Origin of the sequence: Dichelobacter nodosus, assembly GCF_001263335.1 — a bacterium.
GTDB classification, from domain to species: Bacteria; Pseudomonadota; Gammaproteobacteria; order Cardiobacteriales; family Cardiobacteriaceae; genus Dichelobacter; species Dichelobacter nodosus.
In genome coordinates this window covers 122,995-135,862 of sequence record NZ_LGVW01000028.1, presented here as the reverse complement: position 1 = coordinate 135,862, position 12,868 = coordinate 122,995, and the positions used below count along the sequence as shown (strand labels likewise).

The 12,868-nt window shown below is 45.3% G+C and carries 15 protein-coding genes and 1 tRNA gene; 8 read left to right on the top strand and 8 right to left on the bottom strand.

The genetic code is table 11. The features are described from left to right. Window positions 1-13 precede the first annotated feature (13 nt). Genes AKG33_RS05140 through ampD form a run of 6 tightly spaced genes read right to left on the bottom strand, consistent with a single transcriptional unit; the run spans window position 14 to window position 4,301 of the window. Window positions 14-982, bottom strand: a complete 969-nt coding sequence (locus AKG33_RS05140) for a beta-ketoacyl-ACP synthase III (RefSeq protein ID WP_012031510.1) — start codon at window positions 980-982, stop codon at window positions 14-16. Window positions 983-996: 14 nt separating this feature from the next. Further along, window positions 997-2,034: a phosphate acyltransferase PlsX gene (gene plsX / locus AKG33_RS05135; RefSeq protein ID WP_012031509.1), complete on the bottom strand. Its 1,038-nt coding sequence runs from the start codon at window positions 2,032-2,034 to the stop codon at window positions 997-999. 22 nt (window positions 2,035-2,056) lie between these two features. Further along, complete coding sequence (gene rpmF, locus AKG33_RS05130) at window positions 2,057-2,260, bottom strand: 50S ribosomal protein L32 (protein ID WP_012031508.1); 204 nt, start codon at window positions 2,258-2,260, stop codon at window positions 2,057-2,059. Next, entirely contained in the window at window positions 2,261-2,773 is a 513-nt protein-coding gene (locus tag AKG33_RS05125) for a YceD family protein (protein ID WP_012031507.1), read from the bottom strand. A 32-nt stretch (window positions 2,774-2,805) separates the two neighbouring features. After that, entirely contained in the window at window positions 2,806-3,675 is an 870-nt protein-coding gene (locus AKG33_RS05120) for a serine hydrolase (protein WP_012031506.1), read from the bottom strand. A 41-nt stretch (window positions 3,676-3,716) separates the two neighbouring features. Further along, window positions 3,717-4,301: a 1,6-anhydro-N-acetylmuramyl-L-alanine amidase AmpD gene (gene ampD / locus AKG33_RS05115; RefSeq protein ID WP_012031505.1), complete on the bottom strand. Its 585-nt coding sequence runs from the start codon at window positions 4,299-4,301 to the stop codon at window positions 3,717-3,719. Window positions 4,302-4,404: 103 nt separating this feature from the next. Here ampD and AKG33_RS05110 point away from each other — a divergent pair, with 103 nt between their 5' ends. The 3 genes from AKG33_RS05110 to AKG33_RS05100 are packed head-to-tail and all read left to right on the top strand — an operon-like array spanning window position 4,405 to window position 6,952. After that, the gene (locus AKG33_RS05110) at window positions 4,405-4,986 is read left to right on the top strand and encodes a 5-formyltetrahydrofolate cyclo-ligase (RefSeq protein WP_050708016.1); all 582 of its coding nucleotides are present in this window, start codon (window positions 4,405-4,407) and stop codon (window positions 4,984-4,986) included. Between the two features lie 10 nt (window positions 4,987-4,996). Then, window positions 4,997-6,451 (top strand): pyruvate kinase, encoded by a 1,455-nt coding sequence (pyk, locus tag AKG33_RS05105; RefSeq protein WP_050708015.1) that lies wholly within the window; start codon window positions 4,997-4,999, stop codon window positions 6,449-6,451. Window positions 6,452-6,460: 9 nt separating this feature from the next. Next, entirely contained in the window at window positions 6,461-6,952 is a 492-nt protein-coding gene (locus tag AKG33_RS05100) for an ankyrin repeat domain-containing protein (RefSeq protein ID WP_012031502.1), read from the top strand. 56 nt (window positions 6,953-7,008) lie between these two features. On the opposite strand, the gene infA is transcribed toward AKG33_RS05100, so the two are convergent. After that, a complete protein-coding gene (gene infA, locus AKG33_RS05095; RefSeq protein WP_012031501.1) occupies window positions 7,009-7,227 on the bottom strand; it encodes a translation initiation factor IF-1 in 219 nt (72 codons plus the stop codon). Window positions 7,228-7,437: 210 nt separating this feature from the next. Between infA and gcvT the strand changes: the two genes are divergently transcribed. The 5 genes from gcvT (at window position 7,438) to AKG33_RS05070 (ending at window position 11,223) form a co-directional block, all read left to right on the top strand. Beyond that, on the top strand, window positions 7,438-8,535 hold the full coding sequence (gene gcvT, locus AKG33_RS05090) for a glycine cleavage system aminomethyltransferase GcvT (RefSeq protein ID WP_012031500.1): 1,098 nt from the start codon (window positions 7,438-7,440) through the stop codon (window positions 8,533-8,535). A gap of 117 nt (window positions 8,536-8,652) precedes the next feature. After that, entirely contained in the window at window positions 8,653-9,801 is a 1,149-nt protein-coding gene (locus tag AKG33_RS05085; RefSeq protein WP_050708014.1) for a cysteine desulfurase family protein, read from the top strand. Next, window positions 9,802-10,203, top strand: coding sequence for a tetratricopeptide repeat protein (locus AKG33_RS05080; protein ID WP_012031498.1), 402 nt, complete (start codon window positions 9,802-9,804; stop codon window positions 10,201-10,203). Further along, window positions 10,200-11,081, top strand: coding sequence for a hypothetical protein (locus AKG33_RS05075; protein WP_012031497.1), 882 nt, complete (start codon window positions 10,200-10,202; stop codon window positions 11,079-11,081). The genes AKG33_RS05080 and AKG33_RS05075 overlap by 4 nt, the downstream gene beginning before the upstream one ends. 55 nt (window positions 11,082-11,136) lie before the next feature. Continuing rightward, a tRNA-Leu gene (locus tag AKG33_RS05070) sits at window positions 11,137-11,223 on the top strand. A 239-nt stretch (window positions 11,224-11,462) separates the two neighbouring features. On the opposite strand, the gene AKG33_RS05065 is transcribed toward AKG33_RS05070, so the two are convergent. Beyond that, a complete protein-coding gene (locus tag AKG33_RS05065) occupies window positions 11,463-12,866 on the bottom strand; it encodes an efflux transporter outer membrane subunit (RefSeq protein ID WP_012031496.1) in 1,404 nt (467 codons plus the stop codon). Window positions 12,867-12,868: the final 2 nt, after the last annotated feature.

Here is a 12,868-nt window from a genome sequence, read left to right as displayed (position 1 = left end):
TTTATTTCCTTTATCAGTAAGTAAGAATACAGCCGCCCCAAGTAAAGCCGCCGCCAAAGGCTTCTAATAATAAATTATCGCCGCGCTTAATGATACCGTTTTGAACGCCGTAATCTAAAGCAAGCGGAACGGACGCCGCGGAAGTGTTCGCGTGTTGATTAACCGTAATGATGACTTTTTCTATCGGTAAATTGAGATGTTCGGCAACGGCTTGAATAATGCGAGAATTCGCTTGATGCGGTATTAAAAAATCGATTTCATCGGCACTCATTTGGCATTGAACGAGCAATTCGCTGACCAAATGCGTCAAACTGCGCACCGCAAATTTAAAAACTTCGCGCCCTTGCATTTCGATAAAAGGGCGACGCGTTGCGAAATCCGTTTCGGAAGAACCAATTCCTTGTGGTACCCAAAGCAATTCTTTATGGCTTCCATCGGCGTGTAAAATCGTGCCTAAAATACCCGCTTCTTCAGAAGCAGAAAGCACTACCGCGCCGGCGCCGTCGCCGAATAAAACCGCGGTATTTCGATCCTGCCAATCAACAATACGACTAAATACTTCAGCGCCAATAACGAGAACGTTTTGGTACTGTCCTGATTTAATGAAACAATCAGCGGTATTTAAAGCGTACATAAATCCCGTACACGCCGCCTGCACATCAAAAGCCGCCGCGCGTTGACACGACAAACGCGATTGTACTACGGTTGCAGTGCTGGGAAAAATATGTTCTGGAGTTGAGGTGGCAACAATAATTAAATCGATGGCATCTGCTTCGATATGAGCGTTTTCTAATGCGCGTTTTGCAGCATAAAAAGCCATATCCGAACAGCTTTCATCGGGCGATGCGAGATGCCGTTGCCGAATGCCGGTTCGACTGTAAATCCACTCATCGGAAGTTTGCATTGATTGGCTTAATTCATCATTGCTGACAATACGAGAGGGAAGATAACCGCCGGTACCGATAATTTTGCTGTACATCATAAAACAAGCGCTCTTTATTGATCGTGTTCTGGATTTAATTGTAATTGTTCACAAATACGGTGCAAAACGTTATTTTCAACTTCTAAACGCGCTAAATTAATCGCATTAGCAAACGCGATGGGATCGGCATTGCCGTGGCTTTTAATCACTAAACCTTGCAGACCAAGCAAAGTAGCACCGTTATACATGCGCGGATCAATGCGTTTTTTCAAACGTTTCAAAGCAGGTAATGCAACCAGTGCCGTCAAGCGACTAAAAAAACTGCGCTTAAATTCAGCTTCCATGCCGTATTGAATGAATTTTGCAATGCCTTCAACTGTTTTTAAGGCGACATTGCCCACGAATCCATCGCAAACAACAACGTTTAAATCTTTGCGCAAAAACAGATCGTTACCTTCGACATAGCCCACATAATTTAGATCCGTGGCGCTGATTAACGTATTGGCTTCTTTGACGATATCGTTGCCTTTAATCGCTTCAGAGCCGACATTAAGCAGCCCGACCGTTGGGCTTGCAATATTATCAACCGCTTTACTTAATTCAGAACCCATGATGGCAAATTGCTTGAGCTGTTCTGGTTTCGCGCTGACGTTTGCTCCCAAATCCAGCCAGTGAACGTGTCCATATCGATTAGGAACGGTGGAACAAATTGCCGGACGGGAAATATTAGGTAACATTTTTAAAATAAACCGCGCGCAGCCCATGAGCGCGCCAGTATTACCCGCGCTGACGCAGGCATCAGCTTTGCCTTGTTGCACTAATTCTAAAGCCCGCCACATTGATGAATCGTTTTTATGCCGTAAAACGCTGCTGGGCGATTCGTCCATAGCAACGATTTGTTCGGCATGCACAATTTCCATTTGGGAAGCAATTTGAGGAAATAGGCTGTGTTTTTCAATAATGCTTTGGTTGCCTACTAAGATCAGTTTCAGCGCAGGATATTGATTTTTAACAGATAAAACGGCGGCTAAAGTGGTATCGAGACCGACATCACCGCCCATAGCGTCAATGGCAATAATCGGCACAGTGCTGGCGATGTCACTTTTTATCATTTACTTAAGACTTCTTTTCTATCTAAACTTCGTCATCAACTTCAACAGATTCAACGGGGTGAACAATTACTTGTTTTCCACGATAAAAACCATCTTTTGTAACATGATGGCGACGATGACGTTCACCGGATTTGCTATCAGTAGAAAGGGTAGAAAAACCGAGAGCATCGTGTGAACGGCGCATATCGCGTTTTGATGGTGATTTACGGTTTTGCTGTACAGCCATTTAGGGTTGCTCCTTAGATTTCATCATTTCTTTTAACGCCGCAAACGGATGTTCACTCGAAGGTAATTTTTCGTTAACATGCGCCGGCGGCAAACAATTATCATGCTTGGCAATCATCGGCATTGCCAGCAAAATTTCTTCTTCCAAAAACCATACCAAATCCATTGTGTTTTCGGTACAGATTAAGGTTTCGCTGTTTCCTTCAACTTTGTCTTCTTGCGTTTCATCACGAATTAAAACGTAGTCAAACTCGTGTTCCAGCGGCCATTGCATGGCATTTAGGCAACGTTGACATTGCAGCGTTAACGTTAATGCAAAACTGCCCATCAAATGAGGTTGACGATATTCATCGATCATTCCTTTAATATGGAAGGAGACGACATCGTCTTTTTTCACCCATTGCTTGACTTCTTGAGTGTCGCAAAGTGGCAATGTGGCGCAAAGCGTTTTCCGACCCTGGGCAAAGTTCCAAGGGTCGATAAATTGTGGGGCTTGCGTTGCAAGAGGGCGCATAATACTCTCAACTATTTGAAGTGTCAAAAAGATTACTCTGGAATTCTGTATTGAAAATCCAGATAAACCAAATCCGATAAATCACGAATCACATTGCTGCGTTGGGTGATCCATTGCGTGTAATGTTGTGCTTTGCGTGATTTTTCGATAATAGCGGTAAACGTATAAGGGTGAATAACGCCTCGCCGCGTTCGATATTCGATCATACCAAAATTGCCGCAACACATCGCTGTTGACCCCGTTTTATCATAAACGCCGATCGTCTTTGGAATATATTTTGTGTTTACCGTGATGCGGTCGTGGTTTTTAATATGCATTAATTGTTTTAAAAGCGTAGAACCGGGCAATTGATCAAACCATAACGCGTGCAAAAAACGGGTGTAATCAGAAGCTGCAACACGATTGCGGTATGTTTTTCCACCAGCGGGAATAGATTCTACAATGTGAATGTGTCGAAAAATATGCGGTGCTTTTTTACGCAACATCCATTGCACGCCTTCCGGTCCGCCCAAACGTTTGATGAGATAATTGGTGTACGTATTATTGCTATCTACAATCATCGCCCGCATTTCGCTGATAATTTTATCGTTGAGCGGATACAGTTTGGCGTCCTTTTCAAAATGACAATACAAATAAGCTTGAATCACCAACGGCTTAATCATGCTCGCCGCTTGCAAAGGAACATTTTCATTCATCGCGATAACGGTTTGCTGCGTAATCACATCAGAAACTACCAAACCCAAGCGTTCATCAGCGCTCAAACGTCCAGCAGCGCGGCATTCTTGCAGTAACGATTGAATTTTTTGGAATAAAACCGTTTGATTTTTGGGATACGCTGGTAACGTCAAAAAAGCGGAGGCGGCGGTTGCATAATAAAGAAAATGGCGGCGAGAGATCATCATAAAAAAGTTATTAACGGAAAAAGACGCGTAATTTTAGCAAATTATGATGATGATTTTTGCACGCGCGCAAGCAATCTCATCAACGTTGGATAATGAAAGGCAGCACCGGGATCAGTTTTACGATCGGGAGCGATGTGTTGATGCGTTGTGATGCGTTCTTTGCTGATGGCGGGGTGACGGCGCATTAAAGCGTCTATTAAATCTGCGCACGCGCAATATTGTTGCCACGTATAAGGAATATCATCACAACCGTTTAATTCGATGCCCACGGAAAAATCATTGCAATTTTCTGTTCCTAGAAAAACGGATCTTCCGGCGTGCCACGCGCGTTTAAGCGTGGAAACGTATTGCGTGATCGCGCCTCTTCGGTCGATGAGAAAATGAGCGCAAACGCGTAAATGCGCAATTTCGGCAAAAAACGGGTGTCGTTCGGCGGGCAACGTGCCGGTAAATAACGCATCGATGGCTTCAGTGCCAAATTGCCGCGGCGGTAAACTGATGTTATGCAACACGATGGTATCGATCGGGCAGCCGTTGGGACGTTCATCAAAAAAAGGACTATTGATAATGCGCGCCGGCGTTAATCTGCCGGATTCATCAATCGTCATCACGCTTTTTTTCTCCATTTTTTGTTCCTTTTAAAAATTGCCCATAAAAACGACCGCAAAATCAGCCGCAAAAACACCATACAATGGTAACGCGTTTAAAAATATGCCCAAAGGAGTTTTTATGATTGACGTACGAAACACAAGAAAAGAAGTGCGCGCCAAACGTGCTGCGATTTGCGGCGCAGTGCGAGCGACAAAATCGCAACAAGCCAGCCAATTTATTTTAGAGTTTATGCAACAAATTGAACCCGTAGAAGAAATTGGTTTATTTTTATCCATTGCCGAAGAAATCGATACGCATTATTTGATCGAAACTTTATTTCAACGGCAGAAAAAACTGTTTTTACCCATTGTGACGGCAAAAGGCGCGGCATTGCAGTGGCGGGCGTACTATCAAGGAGAAACGTTGAACAACGGCGCGCTGAATATTCCCGTTCCCGCGCCGAAAAATGATGCGCCCGATCGTCAAAATCTGCCAAAAATGGTTGTTGCGCCTTTAGTTGCTTACGATGCATGCGGTCACCGCATCGGCATGGGCGGCGGTTTTTATGATCGCAGTTTTGCTGGAAAAGTGCGCGGACAGGCGCCTTATTTGATCGGAATGGCTTATGCTTGTCAGGAAATTCCATTATTTACTGCCGAGCGCTGGGATATTCCTTTAGATGCTTTGGGCAATGAAAATGGATTGATTCAATTCAAATAAGGAGAAAACCATGCCATTTAAAAGAGATTTACACCGTATTAGCCACCACACCAAAATCGTTGCAACTTTGGGGCCGGCAAGCAATAGCGTAGAAATGTTGGAGCAACTCATTCGCGTGGGATTAAACGTGGTGCGCATGAATTTTTCTCACGGCGATCGTGCGTTTCATGCTGAAAATGCCCGTCGCGTGCGGTTAGCGTCAGAAAATGTGGGACGACAAGTTGCCATTATTGCCGATTTACAAGGCCCTAAAATCCGAATTGGGGCGATTGCCGGCGGTAAAGTGTCGTTAATTGAAGGGCAAACTTATATTTTAGACGCCGCATATCGTGGTGAAGGAACGGCGGAGCGCGTGGGATTAGATTATGCCGATTTGCCCAAAGACGTTCGAATTGGAGACGTGTTATTGCTTGATGATGGTTTGGTGACGTTAACCGTGAGCAAAATTGTTGGCGATGAAATTCATACCGTTGTGGGCAATTCGGCGCTGTTAAAAAGTAATAAAGGCATTAATAAACAAGGCGGCGGACTTTCGGCACCGGCGTTAACCGATAAAGATCGCCAAGATTTAAAAACGGCAGTGGAATTGGGCGCGGATTATTTGGCGGTGAGTTTTGTTAAATCAGCCGCAGATATGGAGTTGGCGCGGCAATTGGTTGCGCAAGCTTGCCCCAATACGCATCACCCCGCGCTGATTGCCAAAATTGAACGCGCCGAAGCCATTACTCATTTGGAAGAAATCGTGATGGCAAGCGACGGCATTATGGTGGCGCGCGGTGATTTAGCGGTGGAAGTGGGCAATGCGGCGGTGCCGGTTTTGCAAAAACGTATGATTAAACTCGCGCGGCGGCATCGTCGTTTTGTGATTACAGCAACGCAAATGATGGAAAGCATGATTACGAATCCCGTGCCGACGCGGGCGGAAGTTTCTGACGTGGCAAACGCGGTAATTGATGGTACTGATGCGGTGATGTTATCGGCAGAATCAGCCGTTGGTTTGTATCCTTTTGAAACGGTGCAAACGATGGCGCTCGTTTGTCAGGCGGCAGAAAATGCGCAAAATCCGATGGAAAATATTGATATGGATATTCCCATCACGGATCGCATTGATCATACGATTGCTGCCGGCGCCGTTTTTACCGCACAAAAAATTGGCGCTAAAGCCATTATTGCCTTAACTAACAGCGGTACCACGGCGTTTCAATTAAGCCGTTATGGCATCAATATTCCGATTTATGCGTTAACCAGCAGTTTGAGTGTGCAACGCAAAATGGCGATGTATCGCGGCGTGCGTCCTTTAATGGCGGATATCAGTAATGATCATCAAAATGCGATTGCGGAGGCAGAAGCGCATTTGGCGTGGCGCGGTGTTGTTCATAGCGGGGATTTATATGTGATTACCAGCGGCATGAAAATGGGGTTGACGGGTTCGACGAATACTTTGCAAATTTGTCGCGCCAAATAAGGAGTTTTTATGAAAAAGCTTTTCGTTTTATTGGGTTTTTTGAGCCTGCCGCTTGCCGCTTCTGAAACTGATCGTTTGTCGTTGATGACAGAAATGCAGTATACCGATGAGCAACAGTGCCACGTGCGCATGACGGCTGATGAAGCGCCGCGCAGTATTGTGCATTTATTGTTGGCAAGTCACGGTATTGAAGGGATTGATCAAAAAAAGGTGATGGCTGCTTTGGATACGGCAGCGCTTCGCGGTTGTGATTTTAATGAATTGGAAAAAGGTTTATCGCCGTTGCATGTGGCGATGTTGTATAACGACGCGGCGATGGTGCGTTATCTTTTAAACCACGGCGCTGAAGTCAGCGTAACGGTGAATCGTCCGGATTCGCGCGCGCACGGTATGAATGCGGCGGCTTTTATGGATTTTTTATTGTTGTTAGACGTTGAACGCGCGCATGTTTTAGATCGCGGTGCCGTGCAAGAATTAATTGTGCAGGCGAATCATCAATAATTTTGGAAAATAAAAAACCCGCTGCGTGCGGGTTAAAACAAACAAAAATGCGATCATTATTTTTCGCGGAAGACAATACGTCCTTTAGAAAGATCGTAGGGCGTCATTTCAACTTTAACCTTATCGCCGGTGAGAATGCGGATATAGTGCTTGCGCATTCTGCCAGAAATGTGCGCATTAATTTGGTGACCATTTTCCAGCTCGACGCGAAACATCGTATTGGGGAGCGTTTCAATGACGGTGCCCGTTAATTCAATATTTTCTTCTTTAGACATATTTTCCTATATTGTGAGTTAAAACCTTGGTTATTTTAGCGATTGTTTTTCATGCTGACAACGAATTTTATGCGAAAAACCCTGCCGTTAACGGTTTTTGTAACGATTTTTTATCATCATGTTTATCCTGTTTTTTTACGATGTTAGACGTTTGTTTGGTAACGATCTCGGTGCTATGCTAACGGCTTTGCAACAAACAAGGAGTAAGAGATGGCATTGCAGAAAACAGCGCTCACCGAATGGCATCGTGCAAAAGGCGCGAAAATGGTTGAATTCACGGGCTACGAAATGCCGGTGCAATACAGCGAAGGAATTATTAAAGAACATCTCTGGACGCGCAGCCACGCTTCTTTATTTGATGTATCACACATGGGGCAAATCTTAATCCGCGGCGCCGATGTTGCCGAAAAATTGGAACGTATCATGCCGATGGATTTTCTTTCGCTGCCGGTTGGTAAACAACGTTATGCCTTATTGTTAAACGATCAAGGAACGATTGAAGACGATTTAATGGTCACGCGGCGCGCCGATGATTTTTATTTGGTGGTTAATGCTTCACGTAAAGAACACGATTTTGCAATTTTGCAAAAAACTTTTGGCGATGCGATGCAATGGTGGCAAGACCGCGCGTTGATTGCTTTGCAAGGTCCGAAATCTGCTGCCGTTTTATCCGTATTAAATCCTGCGGTGAAAGATTTAAAATTCATGCAAGCCGGCATGTTTAAAATTTTAGAAGAAGATTGCTGGGTCAGCCGTTCGGGTTATACCGGTGAAGATGGTTTTGAAATTTCGATTCCTGCCAAAATTGCAATGGCATTAGCGAATGCTTTGCTTTCTGATTCACGCGTTCACCCTGCAGGATTAGGCGCGCGCGATTCTTTGCGGTTGGAAGCGGGATTGTGTTTATACGGCAATGATATTGATACGACTACAACGCCGATTGAAGCCGGAATTGCTTGGGCAATTCAAAAAGTGCGCAAACCCGAAGGAGAACGCGAAGGCGGTTATCCAGGCGCGGAAATTATCGCGCAACATATTAAAAACGGCGTTGCTCGTCGGCGGGTTGGATTTTCGATTGAAGGCAAATTGCCCGTGCGTCAACATACAAAAATTTTCCACAACGACAAAGAAGTGGGCGAAATTACCAGCGGCGGTTTTGCAGCAACGCTCGATGCGCCGGTCGCTATGGGTTATGTTGACAGCGAATTGGCAACAACTGGCACGGAATTTGTAGCGATGGTGCGCAATAAAGCGATTAAAATGCAAATTGTTGACTTGCCTTTTGTGAAAAAAGATTATAAATCGTAGACGGTTTTATCCGCGTTATGAAGCAATTGGAAGGGTTACACCTTCCAATTTTTTTATCGGTGCGCTCAAAAAATCGCGTTACAATGAAGCGCTTATTGCCTTGTAAAGGAAATCACCATGAAGCAAGAACACGGCGACACGTGGGCTTATTTTGATTACAGCGCCTCAACGCCGCCTGATGCTGAAATCGTCTCCCATTATTATCATCATTTATTACACGATTTTGCTAACAGCGGTTCAGCGCATGCTTTAGGACGCGCTCAAGCCGAACAAATTGCCACGGCGCGCGCGGATTTTGCCGCCGCAATTGCTGCCGATCCCGCAGAAATTATTTTCACCAGCGGCGCCACCGAAGCCGATAATTTGGCGCTAAAAGGTGCAGTTGGTTATCACGGCTGCAAAAATCCACGCATTATTACCGTGCAAACCGAACATAAAGCTATTTTGGATCCGTTATCAGAATTGGCGCGGAGCGGCGTGAAAGTGGACGTTTTGCCAGTTGATGAACGCGGTTTATTGTCGCTTGATGTTTTAAAAAATGCGCTGCAACAGCCGGCAACGTTAGTAAGCGTTATGGCAGTCAATAATGAAACGGGCGTTTTGCAACCGCTGCGTCAAATTGCTGATTGTGTGCACGCTGCCGGCGGCAAATTTCATGTTGATGCGGCGCAGGCGTTGGGCAAAATTGCGGTGAATGCGCGCGATTGGGACGCGGATTTAATCAGTTTTTCGGGGCATAAATGTTACGCGCCGAAAGGCGTGGGCGCGTTGTTTGTGCGTCATTTCCCCAAAATGCGTTTGCAGGCACAAATGCACGGCGGTGGTCAAGAACGCGGTTTACGTTCTGGCACTTTGCCGTCAGGTTTAATTATGGCTTTTTGCGCGGCGGCGGTTAAAGTGCAGCACGATTTAACAAATCGGCGGACGATTGTTTTACAACACGCGCAAACTTTGCAAGCGGCGTTACCTTTATCCATGCATTTAAATGTGCCGCTTGACCCAGAAATTCATACGCCGCACATTTTAAACATTGATAGCGGTTTGCCTGCCGAACAGGTGCTCGCGGCAGCATCTGATGCCAAAATTGCGTTATCGGCGGGTTCGGCGTGTCAATCGGCACGCGGTGAAGCGTCGCATGTTTTGCAGGCGATGGGCAAAAAAGACGCGGCGGCGCGTTCTCTGCGTGTGAGTTTGTCGCATATTACGCAAAATTGGGAATTGGCGCGGTTGATTGATTTATTGCAACGTTTGTCGCGGGGAGGATAAATGTCGGTTTTTGATCAACATAAATCATCGGCAAAATCAGCGTCGTTAACTTTAAAAACGGCTGTAGCCGCGCAGGATTTTGCGACGGCATTACGCATTTATCAAAAAAATCCATCATCTGAATTATCGCCGGATTGGATTTATCCTTTGGCAAAACAGGCAGTTGAAGAAAATCAAGCCACGCTAGCTTTGGAATTGGTGCATGGTTTTGCGCAACGTTATCCTCAACACGCTGATGTGGTAAAAAATTATTTATTGGTGGTGGATATTTTGGAAAACGCGTTTTCAGAGCATGAAAAAGCCGCAGCATTATTGGCGCAATTGTGTGAGCATTATTCTGATCATGCGGATTTTGCTTTGATTGCGGCGCGTAAACGTATTTTTGATGAGGAAAAAGTATGAAAAAGTATTTTTTAATGATTTTTGCGGCATTATTTTCTCTTTATTTGCCGGCGGAAGAATCAAATACCACAACGCTGGCGCAGTTATTAGATGTTTTGGTGGGCGCGCATGATGGCGCAGAAAAAGTGCGGGCGCAACAAGAACACCGCGCCGCCGAACCTTTGGATCCCAAAACTGTTGAACAGGTAAAAATGTTATTAGCCCATTCGCAGCAATTGCCCAATCAGGTGAAAAAAGCAATTAATCAGGGCAATACGCAGCAAATCGTGCAGGAATTATTGCGTTTTCGGGAAAATATGGCGCTGAATAATGCCGCAGATGCCGCGGAAAAGGAACAATGGCAACGTTGGGCGCGTTTGTGGGATAACAATTTAGCGGCGTGGCAGAAAAAATATCCCAAAACAAATTTAACCGAAGCAACGCCGGCGCAAATGCAGGATTTTTTAGCGTCTTTTCAGGGGCAATTAGCACAAGGTTCAAAAAATGAGGCGGAGGCATCAGATTATTTGGGGAAATTGGGGGATATATTATTTGTGGCAAATAAATGGATTAACGAAGATTTGGATCCAGAACAAGGCAAAATGCGCGATGAAATGCAGCGATTAAAAGCATTAGCGGCGGATCAGGGAATGGGAACGTCATCGCCGCAGGATTTAATCCTGCAATTAAAATTGCGGTTGGCAGAGCAAGTTTTGGGCGAAAAATCGTTAAGTAAAACCCAGCAAACGCAACACGCTTTAAGCGATTTTATGTTGTATCACCGCCATGAAATTGATCCGCGCGCACCGTATTACGCCGAAATTTTGAAAATACTCAAACAACTAGATGATGATTATGCAGGCAATTATGTTCAGTGGCAGAAATTGGGTGAAAAATAAATCGGAAAATGCTTGACGAAAGCAAAGTCGATCGGTATCATCTGCTTCCTCAATTGCCCAGGTGGCGGAATAGGTAGACGCAAGGGACTTAAAATCCCTCGGTAGCAATACCGTGCCGGTTCGACTCCGGCTCCGGGCACCACCTCGTTTCTATTTTCTATCATTTGTCTTATGTCGCGTACGTTCAGCATCATGATGAACATACGCATTTTTTTTTGCGTATTTAATACGCGCGGCATTATTTACGATTGCGTTATTCGTTTGATTTTTTTGCATATAATATTTTCAATAGTCATAAGAACACGAAAAATTTACGCCGAAATAAAATTGTTTTGTTCAATGAAAAAACCCGCTTAAAAAGCGGGTTTTATTTGCATTTTATTATTTAATATCAGGTAATTGCGCGCCGTATTCCTGCAATCCACCGCCCATCGCAGTGTAAAAACTTACCAAATTGGTTAGCAATCCTAATTGTACTTGTAAAACGCGTTCCTGCGTTTGGAAACTGTTGCGTTCAGCTTCAAGCAAAGCCAAGCCGTCGCTCACGCCCGTATTAAAACGCAATTTTTCTAGACGCAATACTTCGTTTTGCGCCGTCGCGGCTTTTTGCGCGGCTTGATATTGTTCGGCATAAGTTTCGCGGGCGATTAAAATATCAGCGATTTCTTGAAAAGCGGTTTGTAGCGTTTTTTGATACTCTTCAACAACGATTTTTTGATTCAATTCACTAACTTTCACCTGCGCATTTAATAAACCCCGATCAAAAATCGGCAACATCACGGCAGGCGTTATCGACCACGCGCGATGCGGTTCATCTAATAAATGATCCAATTCCGTAGACAAATAACCCAAAGAACCGGTCAAACTGATTTTGGGAAATAATGCCGCCCGCGCCGCGCCGATATTAGCATTTGCTGCTTTTAAAGCGTATTCCGCCGCGCGCACATCGGGACGTTTTTCCAATAAAGCAGACGGCAGTCCAGCGGGCACAGTTAATGCAGAAAATGCCTGATCTAATCCGCCGGCTGCTGGCACGTTTAATTGTTGATACGGCATACCCACCAAACTGCTTAATCCGTTTAACGCTTGCTGGTAGCTGCGACGATAACCATGATAATTAGCTTCGGCGGCGGCAATGGCGCTTTCGTAACCGTGCAAAATCGTTTCATTAATCACGCCAGCTTGATATTGCAAACGCGCTAATTCAGCGGATTTTTGCCGCGATTGAACTACTTGTTTTGACAGATCCATCAAAGCTTGATTGATACGCGCGGCGTAATACGTTTTAGCAACGCCTTGGATAACGGCTAATTGCGCGCTGTCACGCGCTTCTCGCGTTTGTAAATAATGATTTAACGCTGCCGTTGTCATCGCGCGGACGCGTCCAAAAAAATCCAGTTCAAAATTACTAAATCCCACGCCCACGCGGTAATTCGTTTCCGCGCCGCGCACATTTCCAGCGCGGTTGACTTCCGAATTAAGCGCAATTACGGGCAGCTCATTTTTTTCTGCGATACCGTATTGAGCGGCAGCGCGTTCAACCGTTAATGCGGCTTGTTTTAAATCGTGGTTATGTTGCAATGCCGCGGCGATTAACGTTTGCAGCTGCGGATCGCGAAAATATTCGCGCCAACCTAAATCCGAGGCGGTGGCAGTGGTTTGTTCATCGAGCGCGGTTTTTATCCACTGTTGCTCTAAAGCCACGGTCGGCTGTTCGTAATCAGGAACAAAGGAGCAGGCGGCAAGGAATACCGCCAAAGAAAGACTATAAACTGGTTTTTTCATGG

Excerpts from the sequence above, each read along its gene's own strand:
- AKG33_RS05140 (WP_012031510.1), bottom strand. The coding sequence starts at position 982 with ATGATGTACAGCAAAATTATCGGTACCGGCGGTTATCTTCCCTCTCGT.
- plsX (WP_012031509.1), bottom strand. The coding sequence starts at position 2,034 with ATGATAAAAAGTGACATCGCCAGCACTGTGCCGATTATTGCCATTGAC.
- rpmF (WP_012031508.1), bottom strand. The coding sequence starts at position 2,260 with ATGGCTGTACAGCAAAACCGTAAATCACCATCAAAACGCGATATGCGC.
- AKG33_RS05125 (WP_012031507.1), bottom strand. The coding sequence starts at position 2,773 with ATGCGCCCTCTTGCAACGCAAGCCCCACAATTTATCGACCCTTGGAAC.
- AKG33_RS05120 (WP_012031506.1), bottom strand. The coding sequence starts at position 3,675 with ATGATGATCTCTCGCCGCCATTTTCTTTATTATGCAACCGCCGCCTCC.
- ampD (WP_012031505.1), bottom strand. The coding sequence starts at position 4,301 with ATGGAGAAAAAAAGCGTGATGACGATTGATGAATCCGGCAGATTAACG.
- AKG33_RS05110 (WP_050708016.1), top strand. The coding sequence starts at position 4,405 with ATGATTGACGTACGAAACACAAGAAAAGAAGTGCGCGCCAAACGTGCT.
- pyk (WP_050708015.1), top strand. The coding sequence starts at position 4,997 with ATGCCATTTAAAAGAGATTTACACCGTATTAGCCACCACACCAAAATC.
- AKG33_RS05100 (WP_012031502.1), top strand. The coding sequence starts at position 6,461 with ATGAAAAAGCTTTTCGTTTTATTGGGTTTTTTGAGCCTGCCGCTTGCC.
- infA (WP_012031501.1), bottom strand. The coding sequence starts at position 7,227 with ATGTCTAAAGAAGAAAATATTGAATTAACGGGCACCGTCATTGAAACG.
- gcvT (WP_012031500.1), top strand. The coding sequence starts at position 7,438 with ATGGCATTGCAGAAAACAGCGCTCACCGAATGGCATCGTGCAAAAGGC.
- AKG33_RS05085 (WP_050708014.1), top strand. The coding sequence starts at position 8,653 with ATGAAGCAAGAACACGGCGACACGTGGGCTTATTTTGATTACAGCGCC.
- AKG33_RS05080 (WP_012031498.1), top strand. The coding sequence starts at position 9,802 with ATGTCGGTTTTTGATCAACATAAATCATCGGCAAAATCAGCGTCGTTA.
- AKG33_RS05075 (WP_012031497.1), top strand. The coding sequence starts at position 10,200 with ATGAAAAAGTATTTTTTAATGATTTTTGCGGCATTATTTTCTCTTTAT.
- AKG33_RS05065 (WP_012031496.1), bottom strand. The coding sequence starts at position 12,866 with ATGAAAAAACCAGTTTATAGTCTTTCTTTGGCGGTATTCCTTGCCGCC.